Origin of the sequence: Pseudomonas kielensis, from assembly GCF_030505375.1 — a bacterium.
Lineage (GTDB): Bacteria > Pseudomonadota > Gammaproteobacteria > Pseudomonadales > Pseudomonadaceae > Aquipseudomonas > Aquipseudomonas kielensis.
The window spans coordinates 2,793,940-2,817,500 of the sequence record NZ_CP130043.1 but is presented as its reverse complement, the minus strand read 5'-3'; the positions used below and the strand labels follow the sequence as shown (position 1 = coordinate 2,817,500).

The following is a 23,561-nucleotide window of genomic DNA, read 5'->3' as shown; positions in this document are numbered from 1 at the left end:
GCAGGTCGTCTGGCAGCTCGCCTTCTTTCATGCGATTGCCCGCCGCGCGGTGAGCATTGGCCGCAGCCTCTTCACCATGGAAGCGCGCGACGATCTCTTCAGCCAGCTTGATCTTGATATCCCGCGGATTGGCACCCGCCTCGACATCGGCACGCAACGCATCGATCTCTGCCATCGAGCGGAAGCTCAGCAGCTCGAAATAACGCCACATCAGCGCATCCGGAATCGAAACCAGTTTGCCGTACATGACGCCCGGAGCCTCCTGAATCCCGACGTAGTTGCCCAAAGACTTGGACATCTTCTTGACGCCATCCAGCCCCTCAAGCAACGGCATGGTCAGAATGCACTGAGCTTCCTGACCATAACCCCGCTGCAGCTCACGCCCCATCAACAGATTGAACTTCTGGTCGGTGCCGCCCAGCTCGACATCGGCGCGCAAAGCCACCGAGTCGTAACCCTGGACCAGCGGATAGAGGAACTCGTGAATCGCGATTGGTTGATTGGTCGAGTAGCGCTTGTCGAAGTCATCGCGCTCAAGCATCCGCGCCACGGTGTACTGCGAAGTCAGGCGAATGAAGTCCGCCGGCCCCATCTGATCCATCCAGGTGGAGTTGAACGCCACTTCGGTCTTCGCCGGATCGAGGATCTTGAACACCTGAGTCTTGTAGGTCTCGGCATTCTCGAGAACCTGCTCACGGGTCAGGGGCGGACGGGTCGCGCTCTTGCCGCTCGGATCACCGATCATCCCGGTGAAGTCGCCAATCAGGAAGATCACCTGGTGACCCAGATCCTGGAACTGACGCAGCTTATTAATAAGCACCGTGTGACCCAGGTGCAAATCGGGCGCAGTTGGATCAAAGCCAGCCTTAATACGCAGCGGCTGGCCGCGCTTGAGCTTCTCGATCAGCTCGGACTCGACCAACAGTTCTTCCGCACCACGTTTGATCAGCGCTAGCTGCTCTTCAACCGACTTCATAACCAACCTGCAAGGCTCAGATTCAAAGGGACCCAACCATACAAGATCGCGCACCAAATACAAGTTTTGCCCGGCGCACGGCCAGCAATCCACGAACAGAGCACTCGCGGCTTGCTTAAGAGATGATTTGGTTATATTTTATACAGTTATTTCATCTTCATCATGTCATTCATCTTTTCCAATTCATCTTTTCCAAAGTCAAATTACCTATGACCACAGAACCGTCTAAAGCGCCGCCGCTTTATCCGAAGACTCACCTGCTCGCTGCGAGCGGCATTGCCGCCTTGCTCAGCCTGGCGCTCCTGGTGTTTCCATCCAGTGACGTCGAAGCCAAAAAGACCACCCTGAGCCTTGAACTGGAAAGCCCCTTAGAACAACTGACACAAGATCAAGACGCTGCCGACACCGCCCAAGCCACAATTGAACCCGTAGAACCCCCCTTCGCCCAGATCGAAAACAGCACCGAAGACACCCCGCAAACCGCTCAAGCGGCCCCTGCTCCGGTGGTTGAAGAGAAAAAAGCGCCGAGCCACCGCGAAGTAATTGTTGCCAAGGGTGACACGCTGTCCACGCTGTTTGAAAAAGTTGGCCTGCCCTCCACGACCGTGAGTGAAATCCTCGCCAGCGACAAGCAAGCCAAGCTCTTCACCCAGCTCAAACGCGGCCAGAAACTCGAGTTCGAGCTCGGCCCGGACGGCCAACTGACGACGCTGCACAGCAAGATCAGCGACCTCGAAAGCATCAGCCTGAGCAAGAATGCCAAGGGTTACGCCTTCAATCGCACTACGGCCAAGCCGACCGTACGCACCGCTTATGTCCACGGCGTGATCAACAGCTCGCTGTCCCAGTCGGCCGCGCGAGCCGGCCTGTCCCACAGCCTGACCATGGACATGGCCAGCGTGTTTGGCTACGACGTCGACTTTGCCCAGGACATTCGCCAGGGTGACGAATTCGACGTGATCTACGAACAGAAAGTGGTCAACGGCAAGGCTGTCGGCAATGGCCCGATCCTGTCCGCCCGCTTCACCAACCGCGGCAAGACCTACACCGCCGTGCGTTACACCAATAAACAAGGCAATAGCAGCTACTACACCGCCGATGGCAACAGCATGCGCAAGGCGTTCATCCGCACACCGGTGGACTTCGCCCGTATCAGTTCGCGTTTCTCCATGGGCCGCAAGCACCCAATTCTGAACAAAATCCGCGCCCACAAAGGCGTCGACTACGCCGCGCCACGTGGTACGCCGATCAAGGCTGCCGGTGACGGCAAGGTCCTGCTGGCAGGTCGTCGCGGTGGCTACGGCAACACCGTGATCATTCAACACGGCAACGCCTACCGCACCCTGTACGGGCACATGCAAGGCTTCGCCAAAGGCGTGAAGACCGGTGGCAGCGTCAAGCAGGGCCAGGTGATCGGCTACATCGGCACCACCGGCCTGTCGACTGGGCCGCACCTGCACTATGAGTTCCAGGTCAACGGCGTCCACGTCGATCCTCTGGGCCAGAAACTGCCCATGGCGGATCCGATCGCCAAGGCCGAACGAGCGCGCTTCCTGCAACAGAGCCAGCCGCTGATGGCGCGCATGGAACAAGAGAAAGCCACCCTGCTCGCTTCGAGCAAACGCTAAGCCATGGCGCTCTATATCGGCTTGATGTCCGGGACCAGCCTGGATGGCCTGGACATTGCGCTGATCGAGTACGAGGGGGCGATCAAGCTGATTGCCACCCACTACATCCCCATGCCTGACTCCCTGCGCACCGAGCTGCTTGGCTTATGCGCCAGCGGCCCGGACGAGATTGCCCGATCGGCGATTGCCCAGCACAACTGGGTCACCCTGGCGGCGAAGGGCATCAATGCCCTGCTGGCCGCGCAACAGCTCCAAGCCGCCGACATCCGCGCGATCGGCAGCCACGGCCAGACCATCCGCCACGAGCCCGCACGGGGATTCTCCGTGCAAATCGGCAACCCAGCCCTGCTCACCGAGCTCACCGGCATCAGCGTCGTCAGCGACTTCCGCAGCCGTGATGTCGCGGCCGGTGGCCAAGGCGCACCGCTGGTACCAGCCTTCCACGAAGCTCTGTTTGGCCAGCATCACGGCAATCGTGCGGTGTTGAACGTGGGTGGCTTCAGCAACCTGAGCCTGATTGAAACGGGCAAGCCGGTCTCGGGATTCGACTGCGGCCCCGGCAACGTCCTGCTGGATGCCTGGATTCATCAGCAACGCGGGGAAACCTTCGACCGCGATGGCGTTTGGGCGGCCAGTGGCCGTGTCGAGCCAGCCCTGCTGAATGCCTTGCTCAGTGACCCCTTCTTCCTGACCAAGGGCCCGAAAAGCACCGGCCGGGAAGTGTTCAACCTGCCCTGGCTGACTCAGCACCTGGCGCGCCTCCCAGCATTTGCCGCCCAAGACGTACAGGCCACGCTGCTTGAGCTGACCGCCCTGACCATCGTCGAATCGCTGCAAGCCGCGCAGGTCGATACCCAGACCCTGCTGGTGTGCGGGGGCGGCGCCCACAATGCTACGCTGATGGCCCGCCTCGCCAGCCTGCTGCCCAATGCTGGCGTCGACAGCACCGCAGCTTACGGTGTCGACCCAGACTGGGTCGAAGCCATGGCCTTTGCCTGGCTGGCCCATTGCTGCCTCGAAGGTATCCCGGCCAATCGCCCCAGCGTTACCGGCGCCCGCGGCCTGCGAGTCCTCGGCGCCATCTACCCCGCCTGAACGCCAGACAGCAAAACGCCGCAAAGCCTTGGGCCATGCGGCGTTGAGTAAAGCGGATACTGCGTGTAGCGATCAGATCGAGAACGAGGAGCCACAACCGCAGGTGGTTGTCGCATTCGGGTTCTTGATCACAAACCGCGAACCTTCCAGACCTTCCTGATAATCCACCTCGGCACCGGCCAGGTACTGGTAGCTCATCGGGTCGACCACCAGGCTCACACCTTCGCGCTCGACGATGGTGTCGTCATCGGCCACTTCTTCATCGAAGGTAAAGCCGTATTGAAACCCTGAACAACCGCCGCCCGTAACAAATACGCGCAGCTTCAAGCGATCATTACCCTCTTCATCGACCAGGCTCTTCACCTTGTGCGCGGCACCGTGGGTGAATTGCAAAGCCGTGGGGGTGAAGGATTCGACGCTCATGCTGACTATCTCCCGGCGTTACGCCGCCATAATGCGTGATGACGGGCATTATCCGCTTCTCCCAGAAAATCGGTCAACTATTGTTATGGTATAGCAATCAACCTAACCCGTTTCCCAGACAGCAAAAAGGCCCGCTGACGGGCCTTTTTGTTCGACGCTGCGATGCTTAAGGCAGCATGCCCGCGTGGGACAGCCCCAGGCGTTCATCCAGGCCAAACAGGATGTTCAGGTTCTGCACCGCCTGGCCCGAGGCGCCTTTGACCAGATTGTCGATCACCGACAACACCACCACCAGGTCGCCATCCTGCGGACGGTGCACCGCGATCCGGCAGACGTTGGCACCGCGTACGCTACGGGTTTCCGGGTGGCTGCCAGCCGGCATGACATCGACGAACGGTTCGTTGGCGTAGCGCTTCTCGAACAATGCCTGCAGGTCAACGGAGCGATCGACCACTGTCGCATACAGCGTGGAGTGAATGCCGCGAATCATCGGGGTCAGGTGCGGCACGAAAGTCAGGCCAACGTCCTGGCCAGCGGCGCGACGCAGGCCCTGGCGAATTTCTGGCAGGTGGCGGTGGCCTTTGACGGCATAGGCCTTCATGCTTTCCGACGTTTCCGAGTACAGCGAACCGACAGCCGCGCCGCGACCCGCACCGCTGACCCCGGACTTGCAGTCAGCGATCAGGCGCGAAGTGTCGGCCAGACCCGCTTCCAGCAGCGGCAGGAAACCCAGTTGAGTGGCCGTTGGATAGCAACCCGGCACCGCAATCAGGCGAGCCTGCTTGATCTGCTCACGGTTGACTTCCGGCAGGCCATAAACCGCCTCCTCCAGCAACTCTGGCGCACCGTGCGGCTGGTTGTACCACTTGGCCCACTCATCCGCGTCCTGCAGACGGAAGTCGGCGGACAGGTCGATGACCTTGGTCCCGGCCGCGAGCAACTCGCCCGCCAGGGCGTGAGCGACGCCGTGAGGGGTGGCGAAGAACACCACATCGCAGGCACCCAGGGTCTTGATGTCCGGAACGCTGAATGCCAGGCCATCGTAGTGGCCACGCAGGTTCGGGTACAGGTCAGCCACGGCCAGACCGGCCTCGGATCGGGAAGTGATCACCACCACTTCTGCTTGCGGATGCTGTGCCAACAGACGCAGCAATTCGACACCGGTGTAACCCGTGCCGCCGACGATACCGACCTTGACCATAAACCTGCCCTCAACGAACCCACTGGAAAGCCGACGATAATAGGGGCCGCGCGCCCCTGCGACAACCGCCAAGGTGACGTGCGGGCGCTCAAGCCTCTACTATTCGGGCTACCGTGAACCTGGGAATAACTAAAAATGCTTTATCTGTGGCTCAAAGCTTTTCATATCATCAGCGTCGTGTGCTGGTTTGCCGGCCTGTTTTACCTACCGCGCCTGTTCGTCTACCACGCTCAAAGCGAAGACAGCATCAGCAAGGAGCGCTTCAGCCTCATGGAGCGCAAGCTGTACCGGGGCATCATGGGCCCGGCAATGATCGCCACGCTGATCTTTGGCGGCTGGCTGATCAGCCTCAACCCCAGCGCCTACTTCACCCAGGGCGGCTGGATGCACGCGAAGCTGACACTGGTGGTGTTGCTGATCGGCTACCACCACATGTGCGGCGCCCAGGTGAAGCGCTTTGCCCGTGGCGAAAACACCCGCAGCCATGTCTTTTATCGCTGGTTCAACGAAGTGCCGGTTCTGATATTGCTGGCGATTGTAATTTTGGTCGTGGTACGGCCGTTCTAATCCTACTGAACACTTTCCATCGGGGTACTTCCAATGTCGCTGCCCGCTTTGCTTGAACAACACCTGCGCCTGCCCGTCGTGGCGGCGCCGATGTTCCTGATCTCCAACCCACAGCTGGTGCTGGCGTGCTGCCGCAATGGCGTGGTGGGCAGCTTTCCGGCCCTGAACCAGCGCGAAAGCAGCGGCTTCAAGGCCTGGCTGGAGGAGATCGAAGCGGGTCTGGCGCTGCTGCAGAACCCCGCGCCGTATGCCGTGAACCTGATTGTGCACAACAGCAATCCACGGCTGCAGGCCGACCTGGCGATCTGCATCGAGCACAAAGTGCCGATCGTGATCACCAGCCTCGGCGCAGTGAAAGAAGTGGTGGATGCGGTGCACAGCTACGGCGGCCTGGTGTTCCACGACGTGACAACCCGCCGGCATGCCGAGAAAGCCGCCGAGGCCGGGGTCGATGGCTTGATCGCCGTTGCCGCTGGCGCCGGTGGTCACGCCGGCACATGGAGCCCCTTCTCGCTGATTGCCGAAATCCGTCAGTTCTTCGACAAGACCCTGCTGCTGGCCGGCTGCCTGAACCACGGCCATGAAATTCTCGCCGCGCAACTGCTCGGCGCGGACCTGGCCTACTTCGGCACACGGTTTATCGGCACCACTGAAAGCCATGCACCTGAGGCTTACAAGCAGATGCTGCTGACGTCCAGAGCAGCAGACATCGTTCATACGCCAGCGGTCTCAGGCGTACCGGCAAGTTTCATGCGCCAAAGCCTGCTCAACGCCGGTTTTGATCTCGAAGCGCTGCAAGGCAAGGGCGAAATCAACTTTGGCGCCAAGCTCAAGCCCATCAGCGATGAAGCCAAAGCGTGGAAAACCGTATGGTCTGCCGGGCAGGGCGTCGGTGAAATCGACGACCTGCCCAGCGTTGACGAACTGGTCGCCCGGCTGGATGCCGAGTACCGTAAAGCGCAGGAACTGGCGGCCCAACTGACCAAACGCTGGCCGCGCTAAGCCATCCACCCTGGGTCAGCCGGGTACGGTTGACCCAGGCAATGCCCCCCGATCAATCGCGACAAGGAAGTACCGGCATGAGCGAAAAACGCTTCAAGATCGTCTTCGACGGCGCCCTGCTGCCAGGCGTCGAGATCACCACGGCGAAACTCAATCTCGCCGAACTGTTCAAATGTGACGTCAGTGCCATCGAGCGGCTATTCAGTGGCGAACCCGTCGCCCTCAAGCACAACCTTTCCCAAGCCGACGCGCACACCTATCTCACGGCCCTGGCAAAGACCGGCGTTGATGCGCGGATCGAGGCCGAGCCTTCGATCGAACTCGACCTGAGCGAAGTCAAACCCGTCACGGCGCCGCTGCCGGAGGCCGACACCTCTCCCTACGCCCCGCCCCGCGCGCCAGTGGGTGAGGTCAACACGACGTTTTCCGAACTCAAGGTCTTCAGCGTCCAGGGCCGTATCGGTCGCTTGCGGTATCTGGCCTGGTCGCTGGCTGCGCTGCTGATCATGGGCGGGGTCGCCGGCACAGTGGGATTGGGCCTGTTGGCGAGCGATAACATGGTGTTAGCGGCAATTGTTTGTGTCGTCGGCCTGCTTGCCTACTTCTATGTGAATATCACCATCAGTGTGCAGCGCCTGCATGACCTGGGCTGGTCCGGCTGGCTGTGGTTTCTGAACCTGGTACCCGTTGTGGGCGGCCTGTTTCCCATCGCGATGGCGGTCATCCCGGGCAACCCCGGCGCCAACCGCTACGGTGCACCGCAACCGCCCAACAGCACGGCGGTGAAGGTGCTGGCCGGACTTTGGCTGGTGGTGATTGCCGTGGTGTTTGTCGGCGCATTGGCGGGCGGCCTCAGTGCCGTCACGCAAGAATACGAAAGCACCATGAGCAGCAGCTACGAGATCGACGAGCCGGCTGAAAACGTTGAGGCAGACGATGCGGCGCAACCTGCCCTGCCCCCTGTAGACTATGAGAAAGAATAAACGCGCTGGCGACCTGTGAGCTCTCTGTCCACAGGCCGCGAGCCGTTGCGATGGAGAACTGCATGACCCGTTACGCTCTGATCACTGGCGCTTCCAGCGGCATCGGTCTGGCCATGGCCGAAGCCCTGGCGCGCCGAGGCCGCAGCCTGATTCTGGTGGCTCGCCAACGTGATCAGCTGGAAAGCATCGCCATCGAATTGACCCAGCGCTTTGGCGTCGAGGTGCTGTTTCGCGCCTGCGACCTGGGTGAACCGCTACGTTTGTCCGGCTTTCTGCTGGAGCTCGAAGAAGGCGAGCGGCAGATCGACCTACTGGTCAATTGCGCCGGCATCGGCACCTGCGGGCCATTCCTGGCCCAGGACTGGATGACCGAGCAAGACCTGATTGAAGTCAACATCCTCGCCCTCACGCGCCTGTGCCACGCCATTGGCAACAGCATGGCCCTGCAGGGTGGCGGGCAGATTCTCAACGTGGCCTCCGTAGCGGCCTTCAACCCAGGCCCCTGGATGAGCACCTACTACGCCAGCAAAGCCTACGTGCTGCACTTTTCCGAAGGCCTGCGGGTAGAGTTGAAAAAATGTGCGGTCAAGGTTTCGGTGCTGTGTCCCGGCCCGACCCGCACCGCATTCTTCCGCACCGCACAGTTGGACGACAGCAAACTGAACGCCAGCAAGCTATTGATGAGCCCCGAAGAAGTGGCGTTGTACACCGTGCGGGCACTGGATAAAAACCGCGCAATCATCATCCCCGGACGACGCAATCGCTGGTTCGCCTTCCTGCCGCGCCTGGGCTCGCGCTGGTTGACCCGAACCATCGTCGGCATGGTCAACAAGGCCTATTGCCCGCGCTGAACAACAACGCAATAAAAGGTCGGGCGCCGGAGTGGCCCCTTCAGTACACTCAGTGCGGCCCATCAACATGGAGAAACAGCTGTGGATACTCTGTTCACCAAGATCATCAACAGAGAAATACCTGCCAAGATCATTTACGAGGATGACCAGGTCCTGGCCTTCCACGACATCGCCCCGCAGGCACCCGTGCACTTCCTGGTCATCCCGAAGAAACCGGTGCGCACCCTCAACGACCTCACCGAGGACGACAAGGCGCTGGCCGGGCATATTCTGTTCACCGCCCAACGCCTGGCGCTGGAACTGGGCTGCGAAGAAGGCTTTCGTGTGGTGATGAACTGCAATGAACAGGGTGGGCAGACCGTCTACCACATTCATATGCACGTCCTGGGTCAACGCCAGATGCACTGGCCGCCGGGCTGATCCCCCTGTTGCTCCGGGTCGTGTCGTCAATCGTCATGACCCAGGGCAAACCTTCCCCTACCGATTGCGGTAAACTGGCCGCCGAGATTCTTCCCGGAGGTCAGCATGACTACCCAACGTCACTACTCGCCCATTGACCGTCTTCTGTTGCAAGCCGATACCGCGATGCGCACCTTGCTGCCCTTCAGTGGCCAGCCTTATCGCCCGTCTCCGGCCATCCTGCAGCCAGAAAGCAAAATGAGCGACGAAGACACCCGGCACGTCGCCGGCCTGATGCGCATCAACCATACCGGTGAAGTCTGTGCCCAGGCGCTGTATCAAGGCCAGGCCCTGACCGCCAAGCTGCCGCAAGTGCGGGCAGCGATGGAGCATGCGGCCGAGGAAGAGATCGATCATCTGGTCTGGTGCGAACAACGCATCCGCCAACTGGGTAGCCATACCAGCATCCTCAACCCGTTGTTCTACGGCATGTCGTTCGGCATCGGTGCAGTAGCCGGGTTGATCAGCGACAAAGTCAGTCTGGGTTTCGTCGCCGCGACCGAAGATCAGGTCTGCAAGCACCTGAATGAACACCTGGAGCAACTGCCGGCCGAGGACGAGAAGTCGCGGGCCATTCTTGAGCAGATGCGCATTGACGAAGAACAGCACGCCGAAAGTGCGCTGGATGCCGGCGGTTTCCGCTTCCCGGCGCCGGTGAAGTTCGGCATGAGCCTGTTGGCCAAGGTCATGACCAAAAGCACCTACCGCATTTGACGCACCTCGACACCGAGACCAAAAAAGGGCGCTGATCTCAGCGCCCTTTTTTGTGCCCGCAGCAATCGCATTAAAAGGGCCTGGCCCTCTTCGCGATGACGAACCCGACTCAACCCAGCTCGATGATTTCGTAGTCGTGGGTGATGGCAACGCCCGCGGCCCCCAGCATGATCGATGCCGAGCAGTACTTCTCTGCCGACAACTCGATGGCACGCTTGACCTGGGCCTCCTTGAGCGCCCGACCCTTGACGACAAAATGCATGTGGATCTTGGTGAATACCTTGGGATCTTCAGTCGCACGCTCGGCTTCAAGGAAGGCTTCGCAGCTTTCCACCGCCTGGCGCGACTTCTTGAGGATGCTGACCACGTCGAAATTGCTGCAACCGCCCACGCCGAGCAGGAGCATTTCCATCGGCCGAACCCCCAGGTTGCGACCACCGGCCTCGGGCGGACCGTCCATGACCACGACGTGACCACTGCCGGATTCACCGAGGAACATGGCTTCGCCAGCCCATTGGATGCGTGCCTTCATCGCCAAGTCTCCACTGTAAAAAAAGGGTCGCCAGCTTAGCACAGGGCTTGGGATAGGCAGCGTGCCACTGCAGCACGAGCCAGCCGCCGCGATCATTGATAATTTCTCTAATGACGAAAGAATGTGTCTGTTAAGCTGGCGCCAATTCACTGGCGCGACACCCACCCTAAAACGCACGCTCTGCAGCGCCTCATAAAAACAACCACGTCATACCGTGCAGTCTTTTCGGGATTCAACCATGGTTGCTATTACCCCAACCCCCAAGATCAAGAACCTCGACAAGCTCCTGATGCATTGCCAGCGCCGTCGCTACCAGGCCAAGAGCAATATCATTTGTGCAGGTGACCGTTCCGACACACTGTTTTTCATTATCAAGGGTTCAGTCACCATCCTGATCGAGGATGACGAAGGCCGGGAAATGATCATCGCCTACCTCAACCCTGGGGACTTTTTTGGCGAATTGGGTTTGTTTGAGCAAGCAGGCCAGGAGCAAGAACGCAGTGCGTGGGTGCGCGCCAAGGTCGAGTGCGAAGTCGCCGAGATCAGCTACAGCAAATTCCGCGAACTGTCCCAGCACGACCCCGACATTCTCTACGTGCTCAGCGGGCAGATTGCCCAGCGTCTGCGTAACACCACACGCAAGGTCGGTGACCTGGCGTTCTTCGACGTCACCGGCCGGGTTGCGCGCTGCCTGCTGGAGCTGTGCAAACAACCCGACGCCATGACCCACCCCGACGGTATGCAAATCAAAGTCACCCGTCAGGAAATCGGCCGAATCGTCGGCTGCTCTCGGGAAATGGTCGGGCGCGTACTCAAGGACCTGGAAGAGCGCAACCTGGTGAACGTCAAGGGCAAGACCATGGTGGTGTTCGGCACCCGCTAAGGCGCCAGCACTTCGGCCAGCATCTGCCGATACAACGTGTCCAGGCGCTCAATAGCCTGGGGAGCGGCGAATTGTTCATGCAGGGCGATATGACTTGCCGCACGCACCCGCTGCTCAAGGCCGCACACCTCGTTAAACCGGTTGACTGCCTGCACCATCGACTCACGCTCATCGTCCAGCAGCAATGCACCATGCACCAACCCTACCGGCCGCTGCCCACCCTTGCTCTGGCGCCAGCGTTGCGCGGTGCCAACCATCTTGCGACCGTCGAGGTTGACGTTGAAGCGTCCATCACAGAACGCGCCCTCCACCTCCCCCAACGATGCCTTGCCGCCCAGCTCCGTCAGCAACGTGCAAATCGGATCGCACAGGCGCCGATAGGCGGTCTCGATGCGTGCGTGATCACCTTCGTGGCGCGGCGGCGCATAGACCAGCGCAATATTGATGGTCGCCGCCGACTGCGGCACCGGCTCCCCCCCGGTTTCACGCAATAATACCGGCCAGCCATTGGCGGCCGACGCCGCACAGGCGGCGTCGAACCCCGGCAAACGGCTCAAGCGCCGGGGCATGACCAGCGCACGATCGCTTGGCTGCCAGAACAGCAGAGCGAAATCCTGGTCGCCGGCACACACCGTCGCCAGCAAATCCTGCTCAGCTTGCAGGCCCGCTTCGACGGTCAAGGCAATGGGTTGGGTCATGGCAGGCAAATCCTTGGCTGTGGATACAAAAAAGCCGGCATCGCCGGCTTCTTGATTAAATCAGGTTCAGTCGAGTGTAGAACCGCTGATCGGCACACCACGCTCCGGGAAGAACAGACGTTGCAGCTCCGTCCCAGGGTTCTCGGCGCGCATGAAGGCTTCACCCACCAGGAACGAATACACCTCACTGATTTCCATCAGCTCGACATCCGCTCGGTTGAGGATGCCACTTTCGGTGATCACCAGGCGATCGCGAGGGATGCGTGGCAACAGATCGAGGGTGGTTTCCAGATTCACTTCAAACGTATGCAGGTTGCGGTTGTTAACCCCAACCAGCGGCGTGTCGAGGATGTTTAATGCCCGCTCCAGCTCGTCACCATCGTGAACTTCCACCAGTACGTCGAGGCCAACGCCTTTGGCAACGGCCGCCAGCTCAGCCATCTTGACGTCGTCCAGCGCGGAGACGATCAGCAACACACAATCGGCGCCCAGTGCACGGGCTTCAACGATCTGGTACGGATCAATCATGAAGTCCTTGCGAATCACCGGCAGGTTGCACGCCGCGCGAGCCTGTTGCAGGTAGCTATCTGCACCCTGGAAGTAATCGACATCGGTCAGCACCGAAAGGCAGGTTGCCCCGCCCTTCTCGTAGCTGACCGCGATTTCGTCAGGAACGAAGTGCTCGCGGATCACCCCTTTGCTTGGTGACGCTTTCTTGATTTCGGCGATGACCGCCGGCTGCTTGAGCTTGGCTTGCTTGATCAACGCATTGGCAAAACCACGAGGTGCATCTGCAACCTTTGCCAGGGCTTCCAGTTCGGCCAGTGTCACGCGAGCGCTACGCTCAGCGACTTCCTCAACTTTGCGGGCGAGAATTTTCTCGAGCACCGTCGGTACACTCATGCTTCATTCTCCACTTTGAATACCGCAGTAAATGCACCCAACTCTTCGAGCTTCTCGCGCGCTAGGCCGGTGTGCAATGCGTCATGAGCCAGGGCAACGCCCTCTTTCAGACTGCTCGCATGATCAGCGGCATACAGCGCAGCACCCGCGTTGAGCACAATCATTTCGGCCGCTTTCTGGCCGTTCTCGGTTTTACGGCGACCCAGTGCATCGCGAATCAGTTCCAGCGAAGCCGCCGGGCTTTCCACTGCCAGACCGTGCAAACTCTGGCTCTTCATGCCCAGGTCTTCAGGTTCGACCCAATACTCGGTGATCTGGTCATTCTTCAGTTCGGCGACAAACGTCGGCGCCGCCAGACTGAACTCATCCAGGCCATCCTTGGAATGCACCACCAGCACGTGTTGGCTGCCCAGACGTTGCAATACCTCGGCCAACGGCCGGCACAACGCCTGACTGAACACCCCCACCACCTGATGTTTCACACCGGCCGGATTCGTAAGCGGGCCAAGCATGTTGAACAGCGTGCGCAAACCCAGGTCCCGCCGCGGACCTGCCGCATACTTCATCGCACGATGGTGGGATTGGGCAAACATAAAACCAATACCAACGTTGTCGATGCAACGTGCCACCTGCACCGGCGTCAGATTCAGGTAGATCCCGGCGGCCTCCAGCAAGTCGGCGCTGCCACTCTTGCCCGAGACGGCACGGTTACCGTGTTTAGCCACGGTGCAGCCGGCAGCTGCCACCACAAAAGAAGAAGCGGTCGAGACGTTGAAGATGTTCGCACCGTCGCCGCCGGTGCCTACCACATCCACCACGCCATCGAGGGTTTTCAGCTCGACCCGGTCCGCCAGTTCGCGCATCACCGACACGGCGCCGACGATTTCGTCGATGCTCTCGCTCTTCATGCGCATGGCCATCATGAACGCGCCAATCTGCGCGTCCGTGCATTGCCCGGTCATGATTTCGCGCATCACATCGCGCATTTCCTCAGTGCTCAGGTCCAGGTGGCCGACGATACGGCTCAGGGCAGTCTTGATATCCATGGAAAGTCCTTAGCGCGTGCCGCCGGTTTGTTTGAGGAAGTTGGCGAACAGTTCGTGGCCCTGCTCGGTCAGAATCGACTCAGGGTGAAATTGCACACCCTCGATGTTCAACGTCTTGTGGCGCAGGCCCATGATCTCATCGACCGAGCCGTCTTCAAGCTGGGTCCAGGCAGTCAGCTCCAGGCAATCGGGCAGGGTTTCGCGCTTCACAATCAGGGAATGATAGCGAGTGACGGTCAGCGGGCGGTTCAGACCTGCAAACACACCCTTGTCCTCGTGGAATACCGGACTAGTCTTACCGTGCATGACTTGGCGGGCACGCACCACATCGCCACCAAACGCTTGGCCGATCGACTGGTGCCCCAGGCAGACGCCAAGGATCGGCAGCTTGCCGGCGAAATACTTGATGGCTTCGATCGACACACCGGCTTCGGTCGGCGTGCAGGGGCCGGGGGAAACGACGATGCGCTCGGGGTTGAGTGCTTCGATCTGGGCGATGGTCAGCTCATCGTTGCGCACGACCTTGACCTCTGAGCCCAGCTCGCCGAGGTACTGCACAACGTTGTAGGTAAAGGAGTCGTAGTTATCAATCATCAGCAACATGGGTTCAAACCTCTTGAATTCACTGACTTTTAAAACAGCCTTCGAATGATTGACCCGCACAGTGGCGTCGCTCGGTCAGATGCTGGAAGTGGAGCCAGCAAAAGCGGCAGTTCATACGGGTATAGAAGGCAAACGGGGACAGGTCCGGCCGGACCGGCAGAGAAAGTTCAGGCGCGCCAACGCCAACGGGCGTGTGCCTTGACGACTTGATCCAAGAGTTTGCTGACGATCAACACGGGGAAGGTCTCATTCATACATTCCAGCACAGTAACTTAGCTGAGCAGAGGGTGCAATATGGCGTAGCGCTAGCGGGTGATACGGCCTTTAGCCATAGCTAAAGCGCAAAAGTTTTTGGTACTGTCGTTTTGTTCAACACAACAATAAATAAACGGACTTGATCATGATCAGACAGACGCTGTTTGTACCGCTGGCAGGAGGCCTTCTTGCGATGGCTTGCGCCCAAGCGATCGCTGCACCAACGCCTTACTCGAACTTCGTGGTCTTTGGCGACAGCCTCAACGATGCCGGCCAGTTCGCTGACCCGGACGGCCCGGCAGGCGCCACGCAGCGCTACACCAACCGCGAGGGGCCAACCTACAAGGACGGCAGCGGGGAAGTCCGTTCCGCCAACTCGACACAATTGCTGGGGGGCAAACTGGGGTTCTCGGATGATCAGACCGCCGCCTCGACCTCGGCGGTCCGCGCCGAACAGGGCCTAGCCGACGGTAACAACTGGGCCGTCGGCGGTTATCGCACTGACCAGATTCTCGACTCCATCACCACCACCTCAGCCACCGGCGAGCGCTCACGCCCAGGTTATCTGCCCAGCAATGGCTTGCGCGCCGATCCCAACGCCCTCTATTACCTCTCCGGGGGCGGCAACGACTTTCTCCAGGGCCGGATTCTCAACCCCGCCCAGGCCGACGCGGCTGCCGGCCGGTTGGTCGATAGCGTGCAAACCCTGCAGCAGGCGGGCGCCAACTACATCATGGTCTGGCTGCTCCCGGATATCGGCCTGACGCCGGCAATCAACGGCAGCCCACTACAAGGTTTCGTCTCCCAACTCAGCACACAGTTCAACACTGAACTGGTGCGACAACTGCAGAGCGTTGACGCCGAAATCATCCCGCTGAACATTCCGGTGTTGCTCAACGAAGCCTTCGCCAACCCGGCGCAATTCGGCTTGGCCACCGACCAGAACCTCACCGCCACCTGCTTCAGCGGCAATGGCTGCACGGAAAACGCCCGGTACGGCATCAACAGCGCCACCCCCGACCCCAGCAAGCTGATCTACAACGACTCGGTCCACCCCACCGAAGCCGGACAGCGCCTGATCGCCGACTACGCCTACTCCTTGCTGGCCGCACCCTGGGAAGCCTCGCTGTTGCCCGAAATGGCCCACGGCACACTGCGTGCGCACCAGGATGAACTGCGCAACCAATGGCAAGCCGACTGGGAAAACTGGCAGGGCGTCGGCCAATGGCGAGCCATTGTCGCTGGCGGTGGCCAGCACCAGGACTTCGACGGCCAGAACAGCGCCGCCAGTGGTGATGGCAGCGGCTACAACCTGAACATCGGCGGCAGCTACCGCCTCAACGATGCCTGGCGTGTCGGCGTCGCAGCCGGGTTCTATCGCCAGAACCTGGAAGCCGGCAACAACGACTCGGACTACAAACTCAACACCTACATGGGCACCGCCTTTGCGCAGTACCAGCAAAACCGCTGGTGGGCGGACGGCGCCCTGACGGCCGGGCACCTGGACTACGACAGCCTCAAGCGCAAGTTCGACCTGGGCGTCAACGAACGCGGCGAGAAAGGCGATACCAGCGGTACCGTGCTGGCAGCCAGTGGCCGCATCGGCTACGACATCGCACAACAGGCGAGCAGCCCGTGGCACCTGTCACCCTTCCTCAGTGCGGATTTCGCCAAGGTCAAAGTCGACGGTTACTCCGAGGACGACAACACCGCCACTGCGCTGACCTACGATGACCAGACCCGCAACTCGCGCCGCCTGGGCATCGGCCTGCAGGGCAAGTACCTGTTCACTGCGCAAACCCAGGTGTATGGCGAATACGCCCACGAGCGCGAGTATGAAGACGACACCCAAGACGTGACCATGAACCTCAACACCCTGCCCGATAACCCGTACACCCTGGCCGGCTACACGCCGCAGTCCCACACCAACCGCCTGAACCTGGGCGTCAGCCACAAGCTCACAACCGACCTGGCGTTGCGGGCCGGCTACAACATCCGCAAGGACGATGATTTCACCCAGCAAGGGGTGAATGTCGGCGTGGTGCTGGACTTCTAAAACACCGAGCCAAAAAAAACGCTGCCTCCTCGCGGGGGCAGCGTTTTTTTGTGCCGCGCTAAAGCCTCAGTCCTGAGGCGTTTGCTCGGCCAGTGCGACAGCGCGGAACATGGCGCGGCGCTTGTTCAGGGTTTCTTCCCATTCCAGCGCTGGCACCGAGTCGGCCACGATGCCGCCGCCAGCCTGTACGTGCAATTCGCCGTTCTTGATCACGGCCGTGCGGATCGCAATCGCGGTGTCCATGTTGCCGTTCCAGGCGAAGTAACCCACCGCCCCACCGTACACACCGCGTTTGACCGGCTCCAGTTCGTCGATGATTTCCATCGCGCGAATCTTCGGCGCGCCCGACAAGGTGCCGGCCGGCAGAATCGCCCGCAACGCATCCATTGCGGTCAGGCCGGCTTTCAACTGGCCCGTGACGTTGGAGACGATGTGCATCACGTTGGAATAACGCTCGATGACCATTTTCTCGGTCAGCTTCACCGAACCGATTTCCGACACCCGCCCGGTATCGTTGCGGCCCAGGTCGATCAGCATCAGGTGTTCGGCGATTTCCTTGTCGTCCGACAGCAGGTCCTCTTCCAGCGCCAGGTCGGCTTCTTCGTTGGCGCCGCGAGGACGAGTACCGGCAATCGGGCGCACAGTGATCAGGTTGTCTTCAACCCGCACCAGGACTTCCGGCGAACTGCCAACCACATGGAAGTCGCCGAAGTTGAAGAAGTACATGTACGGCGTCGGGTTGAAGCAACGCAGGGCGCGATACAAATCAATGGGCGCCGCCTTGAAGTCGATGGACATCCGTTGCGATGGCACCACCTGCATGCAGTCACCCGCCAGGATGTACTCCTTGATGGTGTCGACGGCGCGCTCGTAATCGGCTTGCGTGAAACTGGAGCGGAACACCGGATCCGCCGCCTGCTGCTTGCTGAAATCCAGGCCACGGCGCGGGGTAATCGGCTGGCGCAGTTGCTCCAGCAACTGTTCGAGGCGCGCCTGCCCTTGCTCGAAAGCGTTTTCCTGCGCCGGGTCGGCCAGCACGATGGCGTGCATCTTGCCCGCCAGGTTGTCGAACACCACCACCGCATCGGAAACCATCAGCAAGATGTCCGGCACGCCCAGCGGATCAGGGTTCGGGCACTTGCCCAGACGCTTCTCCACATAGCGCACGCAGTCATAGCCGAAGTAACCGACCAGGCCACCGTTGAAGCGCGGCAGGCCTGCAATCGTCGGCACGTTGTAGCGCGCCTTGAAGGTCTCGACGAAGGCCAGCGGGTCTTCGACATCGTGGCTTTCGACCTCGACCCCGTCGACGGTCACACTCACATGCAGGTCATGCACCCGCAGTACCGTGCGGCACGGCAGGCCGATGATCGAGTAGCGCCCCCACTTCTCCCCGCCCTGCACCGACTCCAACAGGTAGGAGTTGGGTTGATCGGCCAGTTTCAGGTAGATCGACAGCGGCGTGTCGAAGTCGGCAAGGGTTTCACAGGCAAGCGGAATGCGGTTGTAGCCGGCAGCGGCCAAACGCAGGAATTCTTCGCGGATCATGAGGTGCCTCGTGGCATGAGGGTCTAACGGTCAGGTGTGCAAACGCGCCGGCTAGCCGGCCAGGATCACGTCAGGCGCGCCAACGCCAGCGGGCCAGGGCCTTGATGACTTTCATCCAGAGTTTGCGGGTAACCACCACGATGGCATTTCCAGGAGGGGATTGAACAGCGTCGGGCAACGTTATCCCAGCGGCTGAATCCAGGCAACCGGGAATTAGCTTGCGCAGATCGTCGATCACCAGCGCGGGCGATTCTTCGGCAATCGGCCGGCCATGGTTATAGCCGTAGCTCAGGGCCACACACTTGACGCCCGCCGCCTTGGCCGCCAGGACGTCACTGCGCGAGTCGCCGACGAACAGCGACTGCGACGCCGGTACGTTGGCCATTTTCATCACGAAGAACAGCGCGGCCGGGTCAGGCTTTTTCTGCGCCAGGGTATCGCCGCCGATGATCCACTTGAAATAGCGGCCGATCTTCATCTGGTCCAGCAAGGGCGCGACAAAGCGCTCCGGCTTGTTGGTGATCAGCGCCATCTCGACACCCTGCTTGTGCAACCACTTGAGGGTGTCGCGCACGCCGGGGTAGACCACCGTCAACTCATGGCCGTCGGCATAGGCGTCCATGAAGATCTCCAGCGCATGTTCGGCCTCGACGTCATCGACCTGACTGTGGTCGATATCACCCGCCAGCGCGCGGCGCACCAGCACCGGAGCACCGTTGCCGACCCACTCGCGCACGGCGCCAAGGCCTGCCGGCGCGCGCCCCAGCTTGAGCAGCATGTGATCCACGGCCACTGCCAGGTCCGGCACCGAATCGATCAGGGTGCCATCCAGATCGAACATCACCAGCCGCGGCAATTGCCCTGGGAACAGCTGCTCAAAACCGCTCATGGACGAGCCAGAGCCAGTTCGGCACGCATCTTCTCGATCACTTCCTGGTAGTTCGGCGCGTTGAAGATCGCCGAGCCGGCCACGAAGGTGTCAGCGCCAGCCGCAGCGATTTCGCGGATGTTGTTGACGTTCACCCCTCCGTCGATTTCCAGGCGGATGTCACGGCCCGAGGCGTCAATCAGCGCGCGCGCTTCACGCAGCTTGTCGAGGGTCGCCGGAATGAACTTCTGGCCGCCGAAACCCGGGTTGACGCTCATCAGCAGGATCATGTCGACCTTGTCCATCACGTACTTGAGTACGTCCAGCGGAGTCGCCGGGTTGAACACCAGGCCGGCCTTGCAACCGCCTTCGCGGATCATCTGCAAAGAGCGATCGACGTGAATCGTGGCGTCCGGGTGGAACGTGATGTAGGTGGCACCGGCCTCGATGAAGTCACCGATGATGCGGTCGACCGGCGACACCATCAGGTGTGCGTCGATTGGCGCGGTAACGCCGTACTTGCGCAGTGCCGAGCAGACCATCGGACCAATGGTCAGGTTAGGCACGTAGTGATTGTCCATGACATCGAAGTGGACGATGTCGGCACCCGCGGCCAGAACGTTGTCCACTTCTTCACCCAGGCGGGCGAAGTCGGCGGAGAGAATCGACGGAGCAATAGCGAAGGGCTGCATGACGCACCTTTTTTGAGCAGGATCACGATGGCGCGCATTGTATACCTCATGCTTTGGCGCGCGCACCGTGGCTGTAACGATCAGTAGGCCGCTCGATAGATCTTCTCGATATCAAGGGCCGTCAACTGACGCGGGTTATTGCGCATCAAACGCTCGATTCCCGCGGCCTCCAGCGCCATGGCCGGGATCGCATCCTGCGGTACGCCGACACTGCGCAAGCCCTGGGGGATCTCCACTGCGGCACACAGTCGCGCCATCGCCTCGACGGCATGATCCGCCGCTTCATCGGCGCTCAGGTGCGTGATCGTGAGGCCAAAGGCCTGGGCAATGTCCTGCATACGCTCCACGCACGCCATCTTGTTCCAGGCCATCACATGGGGCAGCAACAGTGCATTGCTCACGCCATGGGCAATGTTGAAGCGCCCGCCCAGAGGATAGGCCAGGGCATGCACCGCGCCGACCCCGGCGTTGCCGAACGCCATACCGGCCATCAGGCTGGCCGTGGCCATGTCCTCACGGGCCTGCAGGTTCGCGGGATTGGCATAGGCCTTGGGCAGCGCCTTGGCGATCAGCTTGATGGCTCCGATGGCCAGGGCGTCGGTGATCGGCGAAGCGTTCACCGACAGGTAAGACTCGACCGCATGCACCAGGGCATCCACCCCACTGGCGGCGGTGACACTGCGCGGACAGGTCAGGGTCATTTGCGGGCTGACCAGCGCCACGTCGGGCAACAGGTAGTCGCTGACGATGCCTTTTTTCAGTTGGGCGTGCTTGTCGGAGAGGATTGCCACGTTGGTGACTTCCGAGCCGGTGCCGGCGGTGGTCGGGATCGCGATCAGCGGCGGCCCCTTGCGTGGCACCTGGTCGACCCCGAACAAATCCTCGAGTGCGCCGTGATAACCGGCATAGGCCGCGACACTCTTGGCAATATCGATGGCACTGCCGCCGCCCAGGCCGATCAGGCCGTCATGCCCGCCCTCGCGGTAGACGCGCATGCAGTCCTCGACGATGGCAATTTCCGGGTCAGGCAACACCCGGTCGAAAATCTCGTAGGTGCGCCCACCCAGGTGTGCCAGCGCCAGCTCCACCGTGCCCGACTTGAGCAACGCCGCATCGGTAACAATCAGCGGGTGGTCGACATCCAGGCGGGTCAGTTCAGCGGCCAGTTGCTCGATGGCACCTGCGCCGGTGAGCAGCTTATGAGCGATTTTGAAAGAACAAAGACTCATGTGCGCAGCCTCTTATCGATAGGGGAGCTGGGCACAATAGTAGCTGTGGATTGGGTTTTGTCTGTTATTCAGCCAGTGAATGGCCAGAAACCCGAGCAGTGCTCCAGGTGTGAGCGTGCGTGCTCGCTCACACCTGGGGTGATGCCAGGCTTCAGACCTGTGCCGTACGCAATTTCTCACTGCGCCCACGCAACCACTCCAGGGTCAGCAGCAGGATTACCGAGAAAGCAATCAGCAGCGTCGCGGCGGCGGCGATGGTCGGGCTGAGGTTTTCGCGGATACCGCTGAACATCTGCCGGGGCAACGTCGCTTGCTCGGGGCCGGCGAGGAACAAGGTCACCACCACTTCATCGAACGAGGTCGCAAAGGCGAACAGCGCACCGGAAATCACCCCAGGGGCGATCAACGGCAAGGTCACCCGGCGGAACGCCGTCAGGGGCGAGGCGCCGAGGCTGGCCGCGGCACGCACCAGGTTGTGGTTGAAGCCTTGCAAGGTCGCCGACACCGTGATGATCACGAACGGCACACCCAGTACCGCGTGCACCACAATCAGCGAGAAGAAGCTATTACCCAGTCCCAGCGGGGCGAAGAACAGGTAACTGGCCACCCCGATGATGACCACGGGCACCACCATCGGCGAAATCACCAGGGCCATCACCAGCGCCTTGCCCGGGAAGTCGCCACGGGTCAGGCCAATGGCCGCCAGCGTCCCGAAGACCATCGCCAGCACGGTCGCGGCCGGGGCCACGATGATGCTGTTCTTCAGTGCGCGCATCCATTCGGCCGAGGCGAAGAAGTCCTGGTACCAGTGCAGCGAGAAGCCTTGCAGCGGATAGACCAGGAAACTGCCGGAGTTGAACGACAGCGGGATAATCACCAGCACCGGCAGGATCAGGAACAACAGAATCAAGCCGCAGAGAATCCGCAAGCTGTAGAACCACACCCGCTCAACGGGGGACATATAAGGACTCAGCATTTCGATACTCCCCTTAGCTCAGGCGCAGGCGGCTGGCGCCCACCAGCCAGCTGTAAATCAGATAAAGCACGATGGTCGCCAACAGCAGCAGCCCGCCGAGCGCCGTCGCCATGCCCCAGTTGATACTGGTGTTGGTGTAGAAGGCGACGAAGTAGCTGACCATCTGATCGTTCGGGCTGCCCAGCAATGCCGGAGTGATGTAGTAACCAATCGCCAGGATGAACACCAACAGGCACCCGGCACCGACACCGGCATAGGTCTGCGGGAAGTACACCCGCCAGAAGCTGGCGAACGGATGGCAACCCAGGGAAATCGCCGCCCGCATGTAGGTCGGCGAGATGCCTTTCATCACGCTGTAGATCGGCAGGATCATGAACGGCAGCAGAATGTGCACCATCGAGATGTACACCCCGGTGCGGTTGAACACCAGTTCCAGGGGTTTATCGATAATGCCCATGGCCATCATTGCGCTGTTGATCAACCCGCCCGATTGCAGCAACACGATCCACGCCGCCACCCGCACCAGGATCGAGGTCCAGAACGGCAGCAACACCAGGATCATCAGCAGGTTGCTTTGCCGGGATGGCAAGTTGGCCAGCAGGTAAGCGAGGGGATAAGCCAGTGCCAGGCAGATGGCCGTGATCACCAGGCCCATCCAGAAGGTGCGGGCAAAGATGTCGAGGTAGATCGCCTGGTCGGGGGTGGCCGGGGCGACTTCACCCAGGTCGTCGATGCGGTGGTCAACGGCCGCCAACAGATAGTAAGGCGTGAGGCTACTGGTATTGCGGCGCACGGCCTGCCAATAGGCGGGGTCGCCCCAGCGTTCGTCCAGCGCTTCGAGCGCGTCTTTATAAGACGCCGGCTCGCTCTTGAACGGCAGCGCGCGGGCGGTTTTGGTCAGCAGGCTGCGATAGCCGGCCAACTCCATGTTCAGGCGCTTGGACAGGTCGCCCAAGGTTTGATTCTTACGGGCTTCGGCCAGGTCTTCGCTGGCAGCCTTGTACACCGGGTCCGCAGGCAGGCCTCGGCCATCCCAGGCAGCGATCGCCGCCACGGTGCGCGGCATGCCGCCGACCACTTCCGGGTTACCGACGCTTTTGTAGAGCAGCGCCACAATCGGCACCAGAAACACCAGCAACAGAAACAGCACCAACGGCGCAATCAAGGCTTGGGCCTTCCAGCGGTTGACCCGCTCGGCACGCGCCAGGCGCTGCTTCAAGGTGCGATGGGTGCCCTCGTTCAGGGGAACGGCGATGGCCATGGCGAACTCCGAAAATCTTTGATCGTTACAGAGGCAGACCAACAACCTGTTGGAGCGAACAAGCTCGCTCCAACAGGGACTGCGGTGTCAAACCTCTAACTGACTGGCATTG

Annotated in this window: 24 protein-coding genes (1 of these 24 running past the window's edge); 10 read left to right on the top strand and 14 right to left on the bottom strand. The window is 60.8% G+C overall.

The window, feature by feature from the left end; translation table 11 throughout:
* Positions 1-976 carry the 5' portion of a tyrosine--tRNA ligase gene (tyrS, locus tag Q1W70_RS13015; RefSeq protein ID WP_166591538.1) on the bottom strand. 224 nt of this gene lie to the left of the window's left edge, so 976 of the gene's 1,200 nt are visible here — the first part of the coding sequence; it begins with the start codon at positions 974-976; its stop codon lies beyond the left edge, outside the window.
* A gap of 209 nt (positions 977-1,185) precedes the next feature.
* Between tyrS and Q1W70_RS13010 the strand changes: the two genes are divergently transcribed.
* Both Q1W70_RS13010 and Q1W70_RS13005 read left to right on the top strand, forming a co-directional pair.
* Complete coding sequence (locus Q1W70_RS13010) at positions 1,186-2,604, top strand: peptidoglycan DD-metalloendopeptidase family protein (protein WP_166591539.1); 1,419 nt, start codon at positions 1,186-1,188, stop codon at positions 2,602-2,604.
* A 3-nt stretch (positions 2,605-2,607) separates the two neighbouring features.
* Positions 2,608-3,699, top strand: coding sequence for an anhydro-N-acetylmuramic acid kinase (locus Q1W70_RS13005; protein ID WP_166591540.1), 1,092 nt, complete (start codon positions 2,608-2,610; stop codon positions 3,697-3,699).
* 72 nt (positions 3,700-3,771) lie between these two features.
* On the opposite strand, the gene erpA is transcribed toward Q1W70_RS13005, so the two are convergent.
* Together erpA and argC are read right to left on the bottom strand one after the other, a co-directional pair.
* Complete coding sequence (gene erpA / locus Q1W70_RS13000; RefSeq protein ID WP_027617200.1) at positions 3,772-4,122, bottom strand: iron-sulfur cluster insertion protein ErpA; 351 nt, start codon at positions 4,120-4,122, stop codon at positions 3,772-3,774.
* Positions 4,123-4,288: 166 nt separating this feature from the next.
* The gene (argC, locus tag Q1W70_RS12995; protein ID WP_182342579.1) at positions 4,289-5,323 is read right to left on the bottom strand and encodes an N-acetyl-gamma-glutamyl-phosphate reductase; all 1,035 of its coding nucleotides are present in this window, start codon (positions 5,321-5,323) and stop codon (positions 4,289-4,291) included.
* 135 nt (positions 5,324-5,458) lie between these two features.
* Here argC and hemJ point away from each other — a divergent pair, with 135 nt between their 5' ends.
* From hemJ to coq7, 6 genes are all read left to right on the top strand, one after another.
* Positions 5,459-5,890, top strand: coding sequence for a protoporphyrinogen oxidase HemJ (hemJ, locus tag Q1W70_RS12990; protein WP_095170520.1), 432 nt, complete (start codon positions 5,459-5,461; stop codon positions 5,888-5,890).
* A 33-nt stretch (positions 5,891-5,923) separates the two neighbouring features.
* Entirely contained in the window at positions 5,924-6,892 is a 969-nt protein-coding gene (locus Q1W70_RS12985) for an NAD(P)H-dependent flavin oxidoreductase (protein ID WP_182342582.1), read from the top strand.
* A gap of 77 nt (positions 6,893-6,969) precedes the next feature.
* Positions 6,970-7,875 (top strand): DUF805 domain-containing protein, encoded by a 906-nt coding sequence (locus tag Q1W70_RS12980; protein WP_166591543.1) that lies wholly within the window; start codon positions 6,970-6,972, stop codon positions 7,873-7,875.
* Between the two features lie 62 nt (positions 7,876-7,937).
* Positions 7,938-8,726, top strand: a complete 789-nt coding sequence (locus Q1W70_RS12975) for an SDR family NAD(P)-dependent oxidoreductase (RefSeq protein ID WP_159998201.1) — start codon at positions 7,938-7,940, stop codon at positions 8,724-8,726.
* 81 nt (positions 8,727-8,807) lie between these two features.
* A complete protein-coding gene (locus Q1W70_RS12970; RefSeq protein WP_166591544.1) occupies positions 8,808-9,146 on the top strand; it encodes a histidine triad nucleotide-binding protein in 339 nt (112 codons plus the stop codon).
* A gap of 105 nt (positions 9,147-9,251) precedes the next feature.
* The gene (gene coq7 / locus Q1W70_RS12965; RefSeq protein ID WP_095170529.1) at positions 9,252-9,899 is read left to right on the top strand and encodes a 2-polyprenyl-3-methyl-6-methoxy-1,4-benzoquinone monooxygenase; all 648 of its coding nucleotides are present in this window, start codon (positions 9,252-9,254) and stop codon (positions 9,897-9,899) included.
* 109 nt (positions 9,900-10,008) lie between these two features.
* Here coq7 and Q1W70_RS12960 read toward each other — a convergent pair whose 3' ends face one another.
* A complete protein-coding gene (locus Q1W70_RS12960) occupies positions 10,009-10,431 on the bottom strand; it encodes an OsmC family protein (RefSeq protein WP_005792019.1) in 423 nt (140 codons plus the stop codon).
* 238 nt (positions 10,432-10,669) lie between these two features.
* On the opposite strand from Q1W70_RS12960, the gene crp reads away from it, so the two are divergent.
* The gene (gene crp / locus Q1W70_RS12955; protein ID WP_166591545.1) at positions 10,670-11,314 is read left to right on the top strand and encodes a cAMP-activated global transcriptional regulator CRP; all 645 of its coding nucleotides are present in this window, start codon (positions 10,670-10,672) and stop codon (positions 11,312-11,314) included.
* Here crp and Q1W70_RS12950 read toward each other — a convergent pair.
* The 4 genes from Q1W70_RS12950 to Q1W70_RS12935 all read right to left on the bottom strand — a co-directional run bounded on the left by Q1W70_RS12950 (position 11,311) and on the right by Q1W70_RS12935 (position 14,564).
* Entirely contained in the window at positions 11,311-12,012 is a 702-nt protein-coding gene (locus tag Q1W70_RS12950; RefSeq protein ID WP_166591546.1) for a lipoate--protein ligase family protein, read from the bottom strand. The two genes, crp and Q1W70_RS12950, sit on opposite strands and share 4 nt — an antisense overlap.
* A gap of 66 nt (positions 12,013-12,078) precedes the next feature.
* Positions 12,079-12,915, bottom strand: coding sequence for an indole-3-glycerol phosphate synthase TrpC (gene trpC, locus Q1W70_RS12945; RefSeq protein ID WP_166591547.1), 837 nt, complete (start codon positions 12,913-12,915; stop codon positions 12,079-12,081).
* Positions 12,912-13,961 carry an anthranilate phosphoribosyltransferase gene (gene trpD, locus Q1W70_RS12940; RefSeq protein WP_166591548.1) on the bottom strand — a complete coding sequence of 350 codons (1,050 nt, stop codon included), beginning with the start codon at positions 13,959-13,961 and terminating at the stop codon, positions 12,912-12,914. The genes trpC and trpD overlap by 4 nt, the downstream gene beginning before the upstream one ends.
* Before the next feature lie 9 nt (positions 13,962-13,970).
* Complete coding sequence (locus Q1W70_RS12935; RefSeq protein ID WP_166591549.1) at positions 13,971-14,564, bottom strand: aminodeoxychorismate/anthranilate synthase component II; 594 nt, start codon at positions 14,562-14,564, stop codon at positions 13,971-13,973.
* A 400-nt stretch (positions 14,565-14,964) separates the two neighbouring features.
* Here Q1W70_RS12935 and estP point away from each other — a divergent pair, with 400 nt between their 5' ends.
* Complete coding sequence (estP, locus tag Q1W70_RS12930) at positions 14,965-16,875, top strand: esterase EstP (protein WP_302098864.1); 1,911 nt, start codon at positions 14,965-14,967, stop codon at positions 16,873-16,875.
* Positions 16,876-16,941: 66 nt separating this feature from the next.
* On the opposite strand, the gene trpE is transcribed toward estP, so the two are convergent.
* From trpE to Q1W70_RS12900, 6 genes are all read right to left on the bottom strand, one after another.
* Entirely contained in the window at positions 16,942-18,423 is a 1,482-nt protein-coding gene (gene trpE, locus Q1W70_RS12925; RefSeq protein WP_182342594.1) for an anthranilate synthase component I, read from the bottom strand.
* 70 nt (positions 18,424-18,493) lie between these two features.
* On the bottom strand, positions 18,494-19,312 hold the full coding sequence (locus Q1W70_RS12920) for a phosphoglycolate phosphatase (protein ID WP_166591552.1): 819 nt from the start codon (positions 19,310-19,312) through the stop codon (positions 18,494-18,496).
* Positions 19,309-19,983, bottom strand: coding sequence for a ribulose-phosphate 3-epimerase (gene rpe, locus Q1W70_RS12915; RefSeq protein ID WP_095170546.1), 675 nt, complete (start codon positions 19,981-19,983; stop codon positions 19,309-19,311). The genes Q1W70_RS12920 and rpe overlap by 4 nt, the downstream gene beginning before the upstream one ends.
* Positions 19,984-20,063: 80 nt before the next feature.
* Positions 20,064-21,212: an iron-containing alcohol dehydrogenase gene (locus Q1W70_RS12910; protein ID WP_182342597.1), complete on the bottom strand. Its 1,149-nt coding sequence runs from the start codon at positions 21,210-21,212 to the stop codon at positions 20,064-20,066.
* A gap of 151 nt (positions 21,213-21,363) precedes the next feature.
* Positions 21,364-22,188, bottom strand: coding sequence for an ABC transporter permease (locus tag Q1W70_RS12905; RefSeq protein ID WP_027926741.1), 825 nt, complete (start codon positions 22,186-22,188; stop codon positions 21,364-21,366).
* A gap of 13 nt (positions 22,189-22,201) precedes the next feature.
* Positions 22,202-23,449: an ABC transporter permease gene (locus Q1W70_RS12900; RefSeq protein WP_166591554.1), complete on the bottom strand. Its 1,248-nt coding sequence runs from the start codon at positions 23,447-23,449 to the stop codon at positions 22,202-22,204.
* Positions 23,450-23,561: the final 112 nt, after the last annotated feature.